At 50.4% G+C, this 18,883-nt stretch carries 15 protein-coding genes; 11 read left to right on the plus strand and 4 right to left on the minus strand.

Translation table 11 applies throughout. The annotated features are described in order from the left end of the window. Positions 1-2 precede the first annotated feature (2 nt). Together Q1A54_RS16080 and Q1A54_RS16085 are read right to left on the minus strand one after the other, a co-directional pair. Positions 3-2,309, minus strand: a complete 2,307-nt coding sequence (locus Q1A54_RS16080; RefSeq protein WP_299990231.1) for a transglycosylase domain-containing protein — start codon at positions 2,307-2,309, stop codon at positions 3-5. 1 nt (position 2,310) lies between these two features. Continuing rightward, positions 2,311-5,211 (minus strand): tetratricopeptide repeat protein, encoded by a 2,901-nt coding sequence (locus tag Q1A54_RS16085; RefSeq protein WP_299990233.1) that lies wholly within the window; start codon positions 5,209-5,211, stop codon positions 2,311-2,313. A 296-nt stretch (positions 5,212-5,507) separates the two neighbouring features. On the opposite strand from Q1A54_RS16085, the gene Q1A54_RS16090 reads away from it, so the two are divergent. The 11 genes from Q1A54_RS16090 (at position 5,508) to Q1A54_RS16140 (ending at position 14,755) form a co-directional block, all read left to right on the plus strand. Continuing rightward, positions 5,508-5,738, plus strand: coding sequence for an AtpZ/AtpI family protein (locus Q1A54_RS16090; RefSeq protein ID WP_007653348.1), 231 nt, complete (start codon positions 5,508-5,510; stop codon positions 5,736-5,738). 4 nt (positions 5,739-5,742) lie between these two features. Then, positions 5,743-6,126, plus strand: coding sequence for a hypothetical protein (locus Q1A54_RS16095; protein WP_299990236.1), 384 nt, complete (start codon positions 5,743-5,745; stop codon positions 6,124-6,126). 44 nt (positions 6,127-6,170) lie between these two features. After that, on the plus strand, positions 6,171-7,184 hold the full coding sequence (gene atpB, locus Q1A54_RS16100; protein WP_196116974.1) for a F0F1 ATP synthase subunit A: 1,014 nt from the start codon (positions 6,171-6,173) through the stop codon (positions 7,182-7,184). 38 nt (positions 7,185-7,222) lie between these two features. Then, positions 7,223-7,486, plus strand: coding sequence for an ATP synthase F0 subunit C (gene atpE, locus Q1A54_RS16105; protein ID WP_007653345.1), 264 nt, complete (start codon positions 7,223-7,225; stop codon positions 7,484-7,486). A gap of 133 nt (positions 7,487-7,619) precedes the next feature. Continuing rightward, positions 7,620-8,114, plus strand: a complete 495-nt coding sequence (locus Q1A54_RS16110) for a F0F1 ATP synthase subunit B (RefSeq protein ID WP_007653343.1) — start codon at positions 7,620-7,622, stop codon at positions 8,112-8,114. A gap of 52 nt (positions 8,115-8,166) precedes the next feature. Continuing rightward, positions 8,167-8,724 carry an ATP synthase F1 subunit delta gene (gene atpH, locus Q1A54_RS16115; protein WP_299990239.1) on the plus strand — a complete coding sequence of 186 codons (558 nt, stop codon included), beginning with the start codon at positions 8,167-8,169 and terminating at the stop codon, positions 8,722-8,724. A gap of 2 nt (positions 8,725-8,726) precedes the next feature. Then, a complete protein-coding gene (gene atpA, locus Q1A54_RS16120; protein WP_196116978.1) occupies positions 8,727-10,307 on the plus strand; it encodes a F0F1 ATP synthase subunit alpha in 1,581 nt (526 codons plus the stop codon). A 69-nt stretch (positions 10,308-10,376) separates the two neighbouring features. After that, positions 10,377-11,264 (plus strand): ATP synthase F1 subunit gamma, encoded by an 888-nt coding sequence (atpG, locus tag Q1A54_RS16125; RefSeq protein ID WP_007653332.1) that lies wholly within the window; start codon positions 10,377-10,379, stop codon positions 11,262-11,264. Positions 11,265-11,433: 169 nt separating this feature from the next. Next, positions 11,434-13,137, plus strand: coding sequence for an alkaline phosphatase PafA (pafA, locus tag Q1A54_RS16130; protein ID WP_299990241.1), 1,704 nt, complete (start codon positions 11,434-11,436; stop codon positions 13,135-13,137). Positions 13,138-13,184: 47 nt separating this feature from the next. Then, positions 13,185-13,757, plus strand: a complete 573-nt coding sequence (locus tag Q1A54_RS16135) for an inorganic diphosphatase (RefSeq protein WP_007653328.1) — start codon at positions 13,185-13,187, stop codon at positions 13,755-13,757. 113 nt (positions 13,758-13,870) lie between these two features. Then, entirely contained in the window at positions 13,871-14,755 is an 885-nt protein-coding gene (locus Q1A54_RS16140; RefSeq protein WP_299990243.1) for a UbiA family prenyltransferase, read from the plus strand. On the opposite strand, the gene Q1A54_RS16145 is transcribed toward Q1A54_RS16140, so the two are convergent. Beyond that, on the minus strand, positions 14,752-16,263 hold the full coding sequence (locus tag Q1A54_RS16145; protein WP_299990245.1) for an NAD(P)H-hydrate dehydratase: 1,512 nt from the start codon (positions 16,261-16,263) through the stop codon (positions 14,752-14,754). The two genes, Q1A54_RS16140 and Q1A54_RS16145, sit on opposite strands and share 4 nt — an antisense overlap. Positions 16,264-16,404: 141 nt before the next feature. Further along, positions 16,405-18,819 carry a DUF5686 and carboxypeptidase-like regulatory domain-containing protein gene (locus Q1A54_RS16150; protein WP_299990247.1) on the minus strand — a complete coding sequence of 805 codons (2,415 nt, stop codon included), beginning with the start codon at positions 18,817-18,819 and terminating at the stop codon, positions 16,405-16,407. Between the last annotated feature and the right edge of the window lie 64 nt (positions 18,820-18,883).

An 18,883-nucleotide genomic window follows, 5' to 3' on the forward strand; every position in this document is an offset into this window, starting at 1 on the left:
CATTAGAAAGCATCTAAGTCGATCGGGGCAGGTGTTTGATAGAACTGATCCTGCTGAACGGAGTCTACTGACATGCCGTTGTTATACTTAGAACAATCTAATTCTACCGATAAAGGCGTAGAAGGTTTAGGGAAAGGATCTCTTGTAGCTTCTAAGGTCTTGTCGGCGTATACCTTCTGGAGGAAGTTTCCGTAGATCGGCATGGCGAGTTTATTACCCTGACCCAGCGCAATGGTACGGAAGTGAATAGAACGGTCGTCACCACCAACCCAGGCACCTGCTACCAGGTCAGGCGTTATACCCATGAACCAGGCATCAGAGTAGTTTTGGGTTGTACCAGTCTTACCGCCAATCTCGTTCTTAAGTCCGTTGCGATGACGCAGGCCATAGTAAGCAGTGCCGCCCGGCTCTGCCGCAGCCTTGAGCATGTGCACCATCATGTAAGCAGTTTCTTCACTCAGGGCGTCTACCGTCTTAGGCACAAATTCGTGCAGCACATTGCCATGCTTGTCCTCAATGCGAGTGATGAAGTTTGGCTCCACCCAGGTTCCACTGTTCACGAAGGTGCCATACGCACCCACCATGTCGTAAAGTGTCACGTCATTTACACCAAGCGCCAACGATGGATTAGCCTCTAGCGGTGTTGAGATGCCCATACGCTTAGCGGTCTTAACCAGTGTTTCGGCTCCAAGTTTGTTTACAAGGAAGGCAGAGATAGAGTTAACAGACTGCGCCATCGCTTTGCGCAGCGTGAACTTCTCACCAGAGAACTTGTTGTCGGCATTATTAGGGCACCACATCGTGCCGTCACCCAGCGGTATACACACCTGCGTATCGAGCACCTCGTAGCAAGGATAATAGCCATTCTCGATAGCGGCAGTGTACAGGAACGGTTTGAACGTAGAACCAGGCTGGCGGGCACCCTGCTTCACGTGGTCATACTTGAAGTGCTTGTAATTGATACCGCCTACCCAAGCCTTAATATGACCCGTTTGTGGCTCCATAGCCATAAAACCAGTTTGGAGGTAATGCTTGTAATGCTTGAGCGAGTCAAGCGGACTCATCTGAACTTCCTTCTCTCCATCATAAGTAAAGATGGTCATCGGGATTTTCTTGTTCAGGTAGTAGTTAATAGAATCCTGGTTGCCATCGAAGCGTCTGTTCAGGTTGCGGTAACGATCGGTACGCTTAATGGCATTCTCCAGGTAATTCGGAATTTCCTTACCCTGGCGGTCAATCCAGGGGTTGCGTCCTTTCCAGTGTGCAAAGAACTCTTTCTGGCGATCTTTCATATGCTCCTCTACTGCCTGCTCTGCATAAGTCTGCATGCGGGAGTCAATAGTGGTGTAGATCTTCAGACCGTCGGCATACAGGTCGTAGCCATTCTCGCGGCACCATTTCAGTAAGAACTTACTGGCTTCGGTACGGAAATAGGGAGCAAGACCGATGTTTTGGTTCTCGACACGGTATTTAAGCTTGATATCAGTTTCTTTCAGGCTGTCGTACTCGGCCTGTGTCATGTAGCCGTACTTCACCATCTGCGACAGCACCACGTTGCGGCGATGTTTCGAATTGTCCGGATTAAACTTCGGGCTATAGTGGTTCGGGTTTTTAAACAAGCCAACCAGCACCGCTGACTCTTGTACTTCCAGGTCCTTCGCATCTTTGCCAAAGAAGGTCTTGGCGGCAGACTGCAAGCCGAAGGCATTACTCCCGAACTCAAAAATGTTCAGGTACATGATCATGATTTCCTGCTTGGTATAGGACTGCTCCAGCTTCACCGACATGATCCACTCTTTTGTTTTGTGAATGAGCGTACGGAAGCCTGGCTTGTCATTCAGGTAACCGTTGTTTAGCTCTTCGCCACGGGTACGGAACAGGTTTTTGGCGAGCTGCTGTGTCAGAGTACTGCCTCCACCCTTGGAGCTGCCTATCAGTATACCTCCGGCTACACGGGCCATGGCCTCAGGGTCTATACCTGAGTGTTCCTCAAACCGGATGTCCTCTGTTGCCATCAAGGCATGCACAAAGTTTTCGGGCAGGTCAGCATACTCGATCGGGGTGCGGTTTTCACGGAAGTACTTACCCAATTCCTTGTTGTCAGCTGAGTAAAGCACAGAGGAAAGGGCGCTCTTCGGGTTCTCGAGCGTACGCATGTTAGGCAGGTCACCGAACAGGTTCAGGAAATTGACGCTGACCGCATAAATATACAGGATGAACACAGCCAGGCCACTCAGGAAGAGAAGCCACAGTGTGGAAATGACCTTAGGGAATACCGTTTTTGGTTTTGGGCGGGTAGTTGTTGCCATGTTAATTATTCGTTCTGAAGTAATTCAGATATTCTTCTACATCCTTCTTCTGAAGCAACTTCTGCCAGTTGTCGGATGATATTGCAAAGGTAATGAATTCTACGCCCCTAATTCTGCCAATCGGGGATTGAGGTGCTTTTTGTTTGATGTTATAAGCCTGTGCCTCTTTCATGTTAGGGAAAGCGCGCAGCAGCAGCACCCCTCTGTTGCCGTCGAATGGCTGCTGAGCCAAGGTTAGCTTTTGGTTGCGGAAATAGGTGTTGTTATACTTCTCATACTTTGCCTCAATATCTTTAAAAGCAGCATGCTCTGTTGGGTATAGCATCACAAAATAATAAGCCGAATCCGGAGCGCTGGTATAAGCCAGCGGATCAGCGGCAGGAGGCTGTACCTCAGGTGCCATTGCCGTCGCTGTATCCAGAGCCACCGCTGGTACATCCAAAGGCGTGCCAACCTGAGCAGTGGCCGTCGTGTCAGAGCGATCGGTAGCCGTGGTATCAGGTATAGGAAGCGCCTTGGCAGAACGCTGCTGTTGCAGGGCAGCATTGCGCTCTCGTGCAGATGCCAGTGCGATATTGTTGTTGACCCGCTGCTCCGGTGTTCGCTCGTCGGTTAGCTGTGCTGTAGGGGGAGCGGGAGCTTCCTGACGGAGCTGTTGCTTGCTCTCCAGGTCCTGGTAGCGCTTGAGCAACTCGTCTGCACGCGGGGTTAGCGGACTAGATGGGTGCTGCTGCTTAAAGGCCAGCAGTTGCTGTTGAAGCAATTCGGGTTTTTCAGAGCGGGCAGTGATCATCACATGCAGGAAGGCCACTTTGTCAGGAATGTCATTAAGCGGGTATACCTGGCTCAATTCCTTGAGCAAAGCAGTCGCTTGCTGGTATTCGGCTCGCTCATACTGTGCATAAGCAGAGTCATAGAGCGCATGTGCCTTGATGTTATCCAGGGCATTCTGGCTCATGTAATTCGGGTCATCTACCAGCTTCGCATAGATCGTGTTTGGGAACTGCTGCTTGATCTTAGCGTAATAGGTGTCTTTCTGTTCACTGCCTGCTCGGCTGTAGATCAGGTATAGGCTGTAGTGCGCCTCGGCTGCATATTCGGATTGCGGGAAACGCTGCAAGAACTTCTCGTATGTAGCAGTGGCCTGTTCCGGAGAATTAAGCTTTTGAGCATAGATGTTGGCCAGGCGGAACATAGCGTCCTCCAGCAGTTTCTCTGACTGCTGTATGGCCAGTGTCGTGGTCGGGATATTTTGCAGGTATGTTTCCACCTGCGTCTGCAAGCGGGCAGAGCGGTTTTCTTCTGTTTCAACTTCTGCAGCTTCAGCAGGTTGCTCCATCGCTACAGCTTCTTCCTGGCCCCCCACGGTTTCTCCACGGCTCAGGAGTCGCCAATTGTCCTGCAACGGACGATCGCCCCAGCGCCTCACGAATTCAGAGCGGGCAGTGGCCATTGCCGCCGGGTTGTCGAAATAGAATACACCGCCTGTATTGCCGGCGCCTAAGGCTGCGTTCGGATTATTGCGACCTCCGACTGTTACGGCTGCCTGCTGCTCCTGTGCGCGTCGGGCTTTGCGTTGCTTATCCTGTTCCAACTGGCGAGCCTGCTCCTGCTGTCGCATTTCCTCTTCCTGCTGCACTATGTTTTGCACAAAGGCCAGGCGCTCGCCTTCGCTCATAGCGGCTAGCTGCTGCAAGCTGTCCTGTAATTGTATTGTGTTATACTGCTTCGTGAAATCTGCCAGCACATTGCGGCGCTCGAGCACTTGCTCATATTCTATCGCCTGCTGCGGGTATACCTGAACGGCACTATCGTAGTAAGCCTGAGCCAGGTCATATTTGTTCAGGTTCTCAAAATAGATCTCACCGGCCAGCAGGTAGGTATAGGCTTTCTGGTTAGGTATAGAGCCCGGAGTTTTCAGAGATTGCTCAATGTTCTGCAGCGCTTTGTCATAGTGCTGCTGGCGACGCTCAAACACGGCCATCTCATAATAGATCTTGTCGCGGTACTCGGTGTTTTTCTCGTCGCGCAGCATCTTCTGGTAATAACCCGCAATGCGGTTCAGGTCCTGCGCATCGTCCAGTTCCGATACCTGGCCCAAGTATAGTCGGCTGAAAAAGCCCAGGTCGTAAGGCGGGTTGCGGCGCAGGATGCGGCTGTACTGCTGATAGGCTTCCTTGCTTTGGCCACGATCCTGGTATAGCCGGGCCAGTGAGAAACGCACCCGAGACTGGTCATCCCGATCCGTAAAGTTAGGCAGCGACAGGTCCAGGTTTTCGATCACGGCGGCAGTATCGCCCTGCATCAGGTGGTATTGGGCGCGGGCCAGGTATAGCTCGCGGGCATTGTCGCGGTTAAGGCGCTCTTTGCGCAAAAACTCCGACACCTGCCAGGCATTGTCTGTCTCGCCAAGCTTCAGGAAAGAACGCATCAGCCATACCAGCGCTTCGTGTTTCACATGGCGGTCCTTGCCTGTGGAGTTCACATACCGGAAAGTCTGGGCAGCCTCCGGGAAATTAAGTTCGTAAAATCGCACTTTGCCGATGACCAGGTAGCTGTCGTCGATCCACTTGCTGTTTGGGTGGTACTGAATCGGGAAAGATGCCTTTTTGATGACATCCTCCAAATCGGCTGCGTGTGCTTTAAATGTCGCAGAGTCAATGGGCGGGAAAATAGGCAGTGGACGGTTGTAGTCATAAACCGTCTGGTCCTGTATGCTCTTTTCGATTGCATCAAGCTTCTCTTTCGCCAGAAAATAGCCATTGTAGCGAGCTGTCGTGTTATGATAAGCCTTGCTTAGCGGATTGTTGCGCTCAGCCGAACAGCCAGCCAGTATAAGGCAGGACAGCAAGAAGAGAATATATGATGGGTTTTTGCTCAAAGTATCGATCGTGTGCAGCATATATAAGGCGGTCGGGCCACCTATTTCATTATAACGGCCCGGCTATACCTGAAAGTATCCGGGCCTGGATAAGGCGCAAGCCTCAAGCCATCTACAAAAATACAATAATATGCCAATTATGTAAGGGGCTGTGGATAAAGCCTGAAGCCCGGTATTGAACTATAGAAAATAAGAAATGGTTTCAGCCCTCAGAAGGCATTTGAGGCACCTTAAAAAGCTGGCGAAATAAAACTGATTTGCAGAGAAGCCCATGAAAAAAGCGTAATTTTGCAAATCCTTGAAAAACAAAGCAGCGCATGTCACAGGCAGATGATCAAAAGCCAAAAGGCGAGGAATCGTTTAAGTCGTACCTGAAGTACTCAGGGCTGGCCTTTCAGATGATCGGGGCGATGGTGCTGGCCGCCTGGGCAGGCTCCAAGCTGGACGACTATATGGGCAACGAGAACCCCTGGATGACGATTGTGCTGCTGGTAGTGGCCGTGGTAGCCTCTATGGTATTGGTAATTATCTCATTAAGTAAAAAGTAAAGCAGTGAAATTCTTCAAAAACCTCCTCATTTTCACAGGTGTCGTGAGCATCGGTATTGGCTTACTCTCCTTTTATACCGGCACAGCGCTACTACACCCACTGATCTGGTATATTTTAGGCTTTATGGTGGTGGTCACGGCACTGGCCTTTTATGTGTCGCGACTGGGAGTAGGCTACGACCCCGATAACTTCCAGTTGTACTACTTTGGCTCGATGGGTTTCCGGATGATCCTCAGCATTGCCGTCATTTTTATTTATGTGTTCATGTACTCTGAAAATGAGCTACAGTTCGTTTTCAACTTCTTTGCCTTATATTTTCTATTTACCGGGTTTGAAATCTACAGCTTAATAACTAACTTCGCACCGCAATTGAAAAAGCAAAACTAAGAATAGCATTTGCGGATTTTAAATTTGCTTCTAAATCTCTCTTAATGAAGAAGTTATTTATTTTACTGTTTTCCTTCCTGACGATCACTGCTTCTGCAGAGGCTCCGGTTGAAGGCGGCGAGTTCAAGCCAGGCGATATGATCACCCATCACATCGCGGATGATTACAACTGGCATTTTGCCGATGGCGTAACGCTATACCTGCCTGTTATCCTGATCGATAACGGTACTCCAAAGGTGTTTTCATCAAGTAACTTCTATGACGAGAATCACGAGTTGGTGCCTTACGAAGGTTACATGGTGAGCCACGGTCACATCTATCGTGCTGATGCCAACGGACAGCCGGCTGCTGACCAGTCTTCTCTGATTGACATATCTATTACAAAGAACGTTGCTTCTCTTTTCCTTAGTGTGGCCCTGCTTTTTGCAGTGTTCTTCACAATTGCTGGAAGTTATAAGAAAAATAACGGCAAAGCGCCAAGAGGCATTCAGTCTTTCTTTGAGCCGATCATTATCTTTATCCGTGACGAAATTGCCAAGGCGAACATAGGGCCGAAGTATGAGCGCTACATGCCATACCTGCTGACAGTGTTCTTCTTTATCTGGTTCAACAACCTGCTTGGTTTGATGCCAGGTGGCGCTAACCTGACTGGTAACATCGCGGTTACACTGGTACTGGCTACACTGACACTTTTGATCACCGTATTTAGCGGCAACAAAAACTACTGGAAGCACATCTTCGCTACGCCAGGTGTTCCGGTGTGGCTAGCTCCGATCATGATCCCGGTTGAATTGATTGGTATCATTACCAAGCCATTCTCCCTGATGGTTCGTCTTTTTGCCAACATCACAGCAGGTCACATTATCATCCTGTCCCTGTTTAGTTTGATCTTTATTTTCCAGAGCATTGCAGTAGGTCCTTTGAGCGTGGCGTTTGCTACTTTCATGAACTTCTTAGAGTTGTTTGTGGCCCTGCTTCAGGCTTATATCTTCACCCTGCTTTCAGCGATGTACTTCGGTGGTGCGGTAGAAGAGCATCACGGTGACGAGCATCATTAATCTGTTTTTTATTTTTTTAACTATATATAACTATAATTATGTTAGCAATTTTGCTTCAAGCAGTAGCAGCTACAACCGATTTCGGTTTGGCTATCATGGGTGCCGGTATCGGTGCTGGTCTGGTTGCCCTTGGCGCTGGTTTGGGTATCGGTAGAATCGGTGGTTCAGCCATGGAGTCTATCGCGCGTCAGCCAGAAGCTGGTGGTAAGATCCAGACTGCTATGATTATCGCGGCTGCCCTTATCGAAGGTGTTGCACTGTTCGGTGTGGTAGTTTGCTTGCTAATCTCTTTCAAAGGCTAATATCCTTTGTAATTGGTCTCTCGTCCGGACGCATGGTCCGGACGGAGAGATCCAAAATAGTTAAATAGTTAAAAGTAATGCCGGTGAAGAGCCGGTGAACTGATTAGAACCTAATTATTCAAATTCATACACAATGGAATTAGTAACCCCAGGTATAGGTTTAATTTTCTGGCAGACGGTGACGTTCATCATCGTGCTGTTCCTGCTTTCCAAGTTCGCCTGGAAGCCGATCATGAACGCCCTGCACGAGCGTGAGACTTCTATTGAAAATGCACTGAGCGCTGCTGAAAAAGCAAAGCTGGAGATGCAGGGTCTGAAAGCAGAGAACGAAAAGCTGTTGGCCGAAGCCCGTATGGAGCGTGACAAGATCCTGAAAGAAGCTTCTGATGCTGGTAACGCCCTAGTAGAAACTGCAAGACAGAAGGCTAACGAAGAAGGTTCTCGCATGATCGCACAAGCACGTGAGTCTATCGAGAATGAGAAGCGCGCTGCTATCACAGAAGTGAAGAACATGGCTGCAGCTCTTTCAGTGGACATCGCTGAGCGTATCCTGCGCAAGGAACTGAGCAACCCACAGGCACAGCAAGAGCTGGCTAAAGATTATATCAACGAAGTAACGCTTAACTAATCGTATCACATAGCCTGCCACCGTTTACGTGTAAAGGCCATAATAAAGCAATATGTCAGAAATAAGAGTTGCTTCGAGATACGCAAAGTCACTGATTGAACTGGCACAGGAGAAAGGTGTTCTGGAGCAAGTGAAGGAGGACATGGATATGTTCGCCAAAGTGCTTGACCAAAGCAGAGATCTGAGACTCCTGATGCGCAACCCGGTTGTGAAATCAGACAAGAAGCTGGCAGTGATCAACGCACTGTTCAAAGGCAAGGTAAATGACCTGACCCTGGCTTTCTTCAGCATTGTAGCCCGCAAAGGCCGTGAGTCAGTGCTGGAGTTTATTGCGCCGGAGTTTGTTAGCCAGTACAACCTGTACAAAGGTATCACCACTGCCAGCGTAACGACAGCGGTACCATTGTCAGAAGAACTTCGCAACGAACTAGGTCAGCGTCTGGTAGCCCAGACAGGCCAACGCGTAGAACTAGAAGAAAAAATTGATCCGTCACTCATCGGTGGTTTCGTACTGCGTGTTGGCGATCAGCAGATTGACAGCTCTGTGAAGTATAACCTGAACAAGCTGAGAAATAAATTTAAAGACAACCCCTATATCAATAAATTATAATCATGGCAGAAGTAAGACCTGACGAAGTATCAGCCATACTAAGAGAGCAGCTATCTGGCTTCCGTTCTGAGGCAGAATTGGAAGAAGTAGGTACAGTACTGCAAGTGGGTGACGGTGTCGCTCGTATCTATGGCCTTTCCAAAGCACAGTCTGGTGAGCTATTAGAGTTTGAGAACGGACTTCAGGCGCTTGTTCTGAACCTGGAAGAAGACAACGTAGGTGCCGTAATGCTTGGCGACTACAGCGAAATCAAAGAGGGCGCCACTGTAAGAAGAACCAACCGTATCGCCTCTGTAAAAGTAGGTGATGGCATCATTGGCCGTGTGGTAAATACACTGGGTCAGCCAATCGACGGTAGAGGTCCAATTGCTGGTGACCTGTACGAAATGCCACTGGAGCGTAAAGCACCAGGTGTGGTATTCCGTCAGCCGGTAAACGAGCCAATGCAGACTGGTATCAAGGCGATTGACTCCATGATTCCAATCGGCCGTGGCCAGCGTGAGCTGATCATCGGTGACCGTCAGACAGGTAAGTCTGCCGTTGCGATTGACACTATCCTGAATCAGCGCGAGTTCTTCGAAAAAGGACAGCCTGTATTCTGTATATATGTGGCCGTAGGTCAGAAAGCCTCTACTGTAGCACAGGTAGTGAAGTCTTTGACTGAAGGTGGTGCGATGGATTACACAGTAGTTGTTTCGGCTTCTGCTTCTGATCCAGCTCCAATGCAGTTCTTTGCGCCATTTACTGGTGCCGCTATCGGTGAGTTCTTCCGTGATACCGGCCGTCCTGCACTGGTTGTTTATGATGACCTTTCTAAGCAGGCAGTTGCTTACCGTGAAGTGTCTCTGCTGCTGCGTCGTCCTCCAGGGCGTGAAGCATATCCTGGTGACGTATTCTACCTGCACTCGCGCCTTCTGGAGCGTGCCGCTAAGGTAAACGCATCTGACGAGATTGCTCGTAACATGAACGACTTGCCAGAGTCTATCAAGCACTTGGTAAAAGGTGGTGGTTCTTTGACTGCCCTTCCAATCATCGAGACGCAGGCTGGTGACGTTTCTGCTTATATCCCGACGAACGTAATTTCGATCACTGACGGTCAGATCTTCCTCGAGACCAACCTGTTCAACTCAGGTATCCGTCCTGCGATCAACGTAGGTATCTCTGTATCGCGTGTGGGTGGTAACGCTCAGATCAAGGCGATGAAGAAAGTATCTGGTACGTTGAAGCTGGATCAGGCGCAGTTCCGTGAACTGGAAGCGTTTGCGAAATTCGGTTCTGACCTGGATGCTGCGACTAAGCTGACAATTGAGCGTGGTCGTCGTAACCTCGAGATCCTGAAGCAGCCACAGTTCTCTCCAGTATCAGTTTCTGAGCAGGTAGCTATTATCTACTGCGCTACAAACGGTCTGTTGGACAACGTGCCTGTAAACGAAGTTAGAACTTTCGAGAAAGACTTCCTGCGCACAATGCGTGCTCAGCACCAGGACACACTGAATGCGCTGTTGGCTGGAAAGCTGGACGACGAGACAACAGGTGTTATCAAGCAGGTAGCCAGAGAGCTTTCTGCCCGTTACAAAAAGTAATATTTAAGTTATGAGTTAGAGACTGCTGACGAAAGCGGTCTCTAACTTTATGCTCATAACATACATAACATGGCAAGTTTAAAAGAGGTTAGAAGCCGCATCACATCGGTACAGTCAACACAGCAGATCACCAAGGCCATGAAAATGGTGGCGGCTGCCAAGTTGAGACGTGCTCAGGACAACATCCTGCGTATGCGCCCTTATGCGCAGCGTTTGAGCGGTATCCTGACCAATCTTTCTCAGCTGACAGAAGGTTCTGTATCGAACATTTATTCTGAAAAGCGTGAAGCGAACAGAGTACTTGTAATCGTGGTAACATCTGACCGTGGTTTGGCTGGCGCTTTTAACTCGAACATTATCAAGGCAGCCAATACACTGGCCCAAGGCAAATACCGTAGCCAGCTGGAGTCCGGTAACCTTACTTTCCTGACGATTGGCCGTAAGGGTGCTGAAGCACTGAGCAAGCGTGGTTACAAAGTGATTGGTGACTTCACAGGCACTTTCGCTAACCTATCCTTTGACACGGTACGCCTTGCTGCGGAACGTGCCATGGATGGTTTTGTTGCCCGTGAGTTTGATCAGGTGGATATCATCTACAACGAATTCAAAAACGTGGCGACACAAATCGTGCGCAACGAGCAATTTCTGCCGATTGAAGACAAGCCAGTAGAGGAAACCGCCAGCAGCATGGTATCTGACTATACCTTTGAGCCATCTAAAGAGCAGATCATTGAGGAGCTTATCCCTAAGTCACTCAAGATTCAGGTATATAAAGCGGTGCTGGAGTCTAACGCCTCCGAGCACGGTGCCCGTATGACTGCCATGGATAAAGCGACGGAAAACGCAGGCGAACTGCTGAAAGAGCTGAAGCTGACCTACAACAGGACGCGTCAGGCGGCCATCACCAAAGAGATTCTCGAGATTGTGGGTGGTGCAGAGGCGCTTGCAGCAAAATAAAAGCAAATACCAAATATTGAAGCAACGCCCATCACACCAGGTGGGCGTTCTTTTTTTGGGGATATAATACAGTGTGTTATATTTTTGTTAAAACATCGAATACAGGAATGTATGCTAGCCGATTAGTTGGAAAGTGTTCCCTATATTTGAGAAACTCAACAACATACACATGAAGTTAAGCGGTTTTAGATCCGGCATACAGACAATAGTAGCAGCAGTACTTTTAATTGCTGTGCAGGCTTGCACGACAACTAACAGCCCAAGCGTAGCAAGGGAACAGGGAAACCAGCCTGTGATAGGCGTCGAAGGCCGTCCAAAACTGATCGTTGGTATTGTGGTGGATCAGATGCGTTACGATTTTCTGTACCGCTACTGGGACAAGTACAGCGAAGGCGGCTTTAAAAGACTGGTAAGACAGGGCTTTAACTTCAAGAACAACCAGTACAGTTATGTGCCCACTTACACGGGGCCAGGCCATGCTTCGGTGTATACCGGTAGTGTACCCGCCTTGAATGGTATTGTTGGTAACTCATGGTATGATAGAAAAACAGGTAAATCCATGTACTGCGTGGAGGATACCAGCGTCAAAACTGTAGGGAGTACTTCAGATGCGGGTCTGATGTCACCTCGAAATCTGTTGACCACCACCATCACCGACGAATTGCGACTATCTAATAACATGCAATCAAAAGTTATTGGTGTAGCGCTGAAAGACAGAGGGTCTATTCTGCCGGCTGGACATACCGCAAATGGAGCTTACTGGTTTGACTCTCCTTCAGGCAACTGGATCACGAGCACGTTTTATGCGAACACCTTACCAAACTGGGTACAGGAGTTTAATAATCAAAAGCATCCGGATAAGCTCCTAAATGAGGTATGGAATACGCTGCTGCCAATTGAGCAGTATACCGAGAGCACAGCAGATGATATGGACTGGGAGCGTGCATTGCCAGGTGAAGAAAGACCGGTGTTCCCGCATAACATCCCGGCCATTCGTGGGAAAGATTACGAGCTGATTCGTTCTATACCTGCAGGCAACACATTGACAACGGAGTTTGCCAAGGCAGCCTTACGTGGCGAGAACTTAGGAAAAGGCAGTTTCACCGATTTCCTGGCGCTGAGCTACTCCACACCAGACTATGTCGGACACTCATTTGGGCCGAATTCAATAGAGGCTCAGGATATATACCTACGCCTTGACCGTGAGATCGAAGAGCTGATCAATCTGCTTGAAAAAGAGATCGGGAAAGATAACGTCCTGATTTTCCTGACAGCAGACCACGGAGCAGCCCATGTGCCGGCTTACATGGAGTCGCTTAACATCCCGGCAGGTATAGCTACCTCCGGCATCATGCGCGACTCACTGGAGCAGCACTTGAGCAAACGGTTTGGCAAAGGCCGCTGGGTGGAACGTTACACCAACCAGCAGGTATACCTGGACCGTAAGACAATAGAAGGCAAGAAGCTAACGAGAATAGAAGTACAGGAAGCGGCCGCCAACTATGTGATGCGTTTTGATGGTGTGGCGAGAGCCATAACAGGCGAAGCTATACAGCGTGCTGGCTGGGCTGGCGGTATGATGTCGCGCCTGGAGAGCGGCTACAATGCACAGCGCTCCGGCGATGTGATCGTTGTACTGCAGCCAGGTTGGTTCGAAGGCTATGGCAGCGGACCTCAGAAAGGCACGACACATGGCTCTTACGGTAACTATGACACTCACGTACCGCTGGTATGGTACGGATGGAAAGTAAAGCCGGGTGAAAGCTCCATTGAAACAGCGGTGGCAGATATCGCCCCTACAATTGCCTCATGGTTGTACATACAGGAACCGAATGGAAGTGTGGGGCGCCCCTTACAAGAATTAATGAAGTAACAATACCTGTCGGGACTAAGTAGACGACAGCTTTTAAGAAAGAATATATGATGGAGAATTTAGAAAAAAATAACCCATGGCATAGTGTGAGCTATGGTGAAGAGGCCCCGGCAGTCGTTACTGCTATTATTGAAATCCCGAAAGGTTCGAAAGCAAAGTACGAGCTGGACAAAGAGAGTGGCATGCTGAAACTGGACCGCGTACTTTTCTCTTCAGTGAACTACCCAGCCAACTACGGCTTTATACCTAAAACTTACTGCGACGACAAAGACCCGTTGGATATCCTGGTGATCTGTTCGCTTGACGTGGTGCCCATGTGCCTGATCGATGCGAAGGTGATCGGTGTGATGCGTATGATCGATAACAACGAAGAAGACGACAAGATCATCGCTGTGGCAAACAACGACATGTCGGTACGTCACATCAACGATATTTCTGAGCTTCCTCCACACACCCTGCTGGAGATGCGCCGTTTCTTCGAAGACTACAAGAAGCTGGAGCACAAAGAAGTGATTGTAGAGCAGTTCCTGGGTCGTGAGCCAGCTTACGAGATCATCAAAGAGAGCATCAGACTGTATGACGCTACCTTCGGTGAAGCTGCACCAAAGAGCACAATCTAGACTTTTACTTTTCCTGTAAAGCCTGATGTGGGGTAAAACCTATGTCAGGCTTTTTTATTTACAGCCGTTCAGCATTTGAAAGCCGTACCTGAATTGCGAACTTGCAGAGAAGAATGCCAGAAAAAGAACACAGCGGGATAAGGCGCCAACAGCCACTGGCAAGTTGGCTTAGAGCAGGTATAGAAGCCTTTCTCTACAGCAGTGTGTTCATTTCGCTCTGCGCTTTCGGGTTGACAGTGGAGACCTATCTGCTGACGGGCAATGAAGTATCCCTCCCAATGGCAGGCTTTGTGTTTCTGGCAACACTCTTTACCTACAACACCAGCAGCCTGCAGCGCACCTGGCGCGGGTGGGGTACAAGTATAGCGGGGCAATCCTGGAGCATACGGCACCAGCGGGAGTTGACCGTGCTGGCATTGCTTAGTTTGGCAGGGGCGGTAGTCCTCTTCTTCCTGTACGAACTCCGGATCAACCTGTGGTTTGTGCTGGCGCTGGCGCTAATCTCAGTTGGTTATACCGTGCCACTGGGGAGCAACCGGATGAAGCCTTTCAGGAGTGTGCCGCTGCTGAAGGTGTTTTTGATCGCTTTAGTCTGGTCTGCCGTGACGGTGCTGTTTCCTTTGATTGATGCAGCAGTGCAGTTAGACAGTCAGGTAATACTGATCTGGGTGCGGCGCTTCCTGTTTATACTGGCACTGGCCCTGCTATTCGACATCCGCGACTATACCTACGACCGCCGCACCCGCACCCTCACCTTTCCCGGTTTGCTAGGCGAGCACTATACACGGTTTTTGTCCCTCGGGCTCCTCCTGCTATACCTGCTGCTGGTACTGTTGACGGAGCAAGGAGCAATCTTGATCAGCTTAATGAGTGCTGCTCTGGTAGCTGGACTGATCGTGTGGAATGCCTCCGAAGAAAAGCCCCGAATCTATTATGCCTTATTAGCCGATGGCGCCATGCTGGTGCATTTTGCTTTCGTATACCTGGCTGTGAGCTAAGAGCGGCTCAAGTGCTGAAATGCCTGTGGCAAATGTTGTATTACGTCCGACGCGATCATAGCGATCTCTCCTACCGTCCCCTTGGCCAGATCACCGGCCAGCCCGTGCAAGTATACGCCCAGTAGACAAGCCTCTTTTAAGGTATAGCCCTGCGCTACCAGGGCTGTCAGAATACCGGTCAGCACATCACCTGTCCCGCCTGTGGCCATACCTGCATTGCCTGAAGTGTTGAAGTAAATGTCTCCTTCCGGTGTAGCGATGGCTGAATGACTTCCTTTGAGTACCATGTAGCATTGGTAGACTCTGCAAAATTCACGCAATTCCTCCAGCCTTTCATATTCATTATTGCTTTTGCAGACCAGCCGTTCAAACTCTTTGGGGTGCGGCGTAAAGATGACCTTCTCTTTTGGAAGCTGCACCTTGAGTTTGTCGCTGCTGGCAATCAGGTTGATCGCGTCTGCGTCGATGACCAGGGGCAGCTCAGAGGTAGCCAACAATTGGCCCAGCATGGTTTTGGTGACACGCTCAGTGCCTATTCCCGGGCCAATACCGATAGCATCAAATTTTTCTATAGTCTCCGGCAGCCCGGATAAATGCCTGCGGTTGCTGTCAGGTAAAAGCATGGCCTCCGGCACAGCCGTTTGCAGCACGTCATAGCCAATGGCGGGAGCCTGTACAGTGAGCAAGCCTACTCCGCTACGCAGGCAGGCCCTGGCCGCCAGCACTGCCGCTCCTATTTTGCCATAGCCTCCGCAAAGCAGCAGGGCATGTCCGTGGGTACCTTTGTGTGAGAATTTGGTGCGAGGCTTTAGCAGCTGCTGAATCTCTTTTTGGGTCACATAATGGAAGTTCGACTCCGCCTCCGCCAGGTATGTCGGACTCAGGCCAATACTGACGATGTGCCATTCTCCTACGTACTGCTCATGCTGTGGCAGAAAAAAAGCGAGCTTCGGCAACTCGAAACTTACCGTATGATCTGCCTGCACAATCGCTCCTTCTGCTGGCGTTTGCTTATCGGTGTACAGACCTGAAGGTACATCAATCGCGACGGTACAGTTGCTATGCTTATTTAGCCAGTTGATCGCATCGGCATAGAGCCCGGTGACAGGTCTGGAAAGACCGGTGCCGAATAAGGCATCGATAACACAGGCTTTGTCAGGTATAGCAGGCAGGTCATCTTTGCTGCTGATCTGGTGTGGGGGCACTTCATGTGGCAGTCGCTCCAGGTTGATCTGAAAATCCGTGGACGTCTGGCCGCCGTCGTTTACCAAGTAGAGCTTTACATCGTAGAGGCGCTGGTGCAGGAGCCGGGCTGCCACCAGTCCATCGCCGCCATTGTTTCCGGGGCCGCAGAAAATGTACACAGGGTGTTCCGGTGTAAATTTGTTTTCCAGCCAGCCCGTAAAGGCACGCGCCGCCCGTTCCATCAATTCTTCTGAAGCAATACCTTCCTCGCTGATGGTCTGGGCATCAGCTTCACGGGTTTGTTGGGCGGATAGGATTTTCATACGTTATTTTTATACTTCTGAACCTGAAGATAGTTATACGCATTTTGTAAACCCACATTTATTAGTTCGCTACTACAAGGTATATAAGCGTAAGCCGCCATGTTAAGACCATGATCTATCTTGCTCTAATTGAGCCCATACCTAAAAAGCCAGTGTTGCCGTCAGTTTGAACTTCAGGTTATCTTTAGCCTGTGGTAGCGCGTATGGCCCGTAGCGGTAAAATGCGCCTACTCCAACACCGGAGAAGGCGGAACTGATGATGTTGTTGAGCATCAGGCCGGATTCGAAAAAGCCTTTGCGCATGTTGCTGTACTCGAGCGGCTCTAAATCAGGTATAGACTGACGTAGATCGCCGATGCCCATGTTCTGCACGAGTACCAGGTCAGGCTTGAAGAGTTTGGTGTTCAGCAGGCGCTTGCCCAGGTCCTGGCGTAGGAACAAGGCTACGTAGCGATCAGAAAAAAACTCGTATGGGCGCATCGTCTCAAATCCTTCACCTGCATACACGTTGTAGTTAGAGCTATAGCTGCCGTAGCCATTGTATAAGCTTACAAAAGGCGCATCGCCCTGTACCCAGCCGCTTGCCAGCACAAAACTGGTCTCTCCTAAGCTGCGCTGCCGGAAAGCCCCTTCAGCACGCAAGTCGAGCTTGTTGTAGGTATAGCCGTCACTCTCCAAAGCGTCTATGCCTTGCGTGTACTGCAACCACAGCACTGGGTAACGGCTTGGCATGGGCATCGTGCGGTTGAATAGCTGCATATACTGTTCTCCATAGGCAAAGCGTATACCTGCTGTCGCTTCAGCCAGGTTGAATTCCGGCATTGCTATACCTGACTCAGGGGCGAAAAGCGGTAAGGTAGGCCGACGCTGTTCCTGCCGTATACCTGCCTGCCACTGCACATAACGCAGCATGCGCCCACTCAGGCCGGTACTTCGCTGGGTGGTATAGTCCAGGTTGGGTAACAAAGCAGGTCGCAGTTCGCTGACCAAACTACGCTCCCTGAAAGGCAACCGACGGCCACCCGGTTCTTCTACATCTTCAGCATAAGCGACCGAAAGCGTGAGTTCAGAAGGTTTGTGCAGCTTGACGGTGGCATCAGCACCATATTTGTGTTCCTTGTCGCGCAGGCCGTAGCCCCAGTAGCCACCAACCGTAAAGCGCTCCGAAAGCAGGCTGTTGGTATGGGCGCCTATACCTAGCCGAAGGCCTTCAAACCGACTTACCTTAAGCAAGCGGTTCAGGTCCAGACTGATGGGGCCGATAGGAAGCTGCTTCGCCATGAGGTACTCCATCGTTCGGATGGTGCGGTCCAGCTTTTGCGCCTGTCCTACACTGTCGAGGCGCTGGTAAGTAGTTTGCTCTTTTGCTGAAAGAGAGTCGGGGCGATACTGCTGCCAGAGTAGTTCCGGCTGTCGCCAGGCATCGGGGCGCTGCTCCAGGGCGATCACGCCAAAATCGCTGCGGCGCAGGGGCGGGTCCAGGTTTACGTTGGTGATGTAGGTGCGAATGTGTCCGTACGGCTGGTGCCCTCGCATGTAGATCTGCTGCACGGTTATCTCCACATCCAACTCAGCAGGGAACCACTGCCGGTTGGCTACTTTCACAAATTGCTGCTGCAGTTTCAGGCCCCTTTTGTCATCAGCGTGCGACTCGGCCAGCACGTTCTGCACGGCCCAGCCATCGCTGTTGATGTAGAGCAATCCTCTCAGGCCATTGAAATTCTTGCCGGGTTGAGGGGCATAGGAGATGATGAAGACCGTGTCAGCTCCGACCACAGCCGTTTCCTGTAGTACGAAGTCATAGCGCCTGATGCTGCCATTGCTCAGAGGACTCAGGTAGCGCTTCCCGAAGAACACCGGCATGTCATCATACACTGAAAACTCCCGCGCCTCAGCTGCTACTACGCCAAAACTGGGTTGCTGCAGCCCGGACACCCGTGTTGCCAGGATGGTTTCCTTTGAAAGATTCTTACCCAGCTGTGCATAGTCTGTGATGCTCTCCATCAGGAAGAGGTGCTGTCTGGTCAGTAGGTTGCGCATGCGCAAAAAAGAAGAGTCCTGCTCTGCCAGGCGCAGCGTATCATGCAAGTCGAGATCATCCGGTGCGTTGGCAGTCAGGATAAACTTGTTGTAAGTGCGGTAGGTATAAGCCGGAATGTTTTCGAGGCGGTGGCGGTCACGGTTTTGGTTGGCCAGCTGGATAATGCGGTGCGCCGGGTTTATACCTGACCGGATCACGACTTCCTGCAGCTGGGCTGCCGATGGTCGCAAGGTAATGTCGAGTTGAGAAAGTGAATCAACCGGAACCGTTTGTGGAGTATAGCCCACGTAGCTGAAACGCAGACTAGTGATCGGGCGGTTGTGGTGGAGCTGGTACTGGCCATCCAGGTTAGAGGTGGTGCCTGTCTCGCCTCCATTGACCACGATGCTCACAAAAGGTAGCCGTTCCCGGGTGTTGGCATCGCGCACTGTGCCCTGCATATTGTATACCTGCGCCAGGGAGGTGGCGGTACAGAGCAGAAGTTGCAGTAGCAAGAGCAGTCGGAGTGTTGGCATGCAGTAAATATAAAAAGAATTGGCGCCTCCCCATAGACAGAGAGACGCCAAACTATACCTGATG

It is taken from the genome of uncultured Pontibacter sp. (assembly GCF_947502515.1).
Taxonomy (GTDB): Bacteria; Bacteroidota; Bacteroidia; order Cytophagales; family Hymenobacteraceae; genus Pontibacter.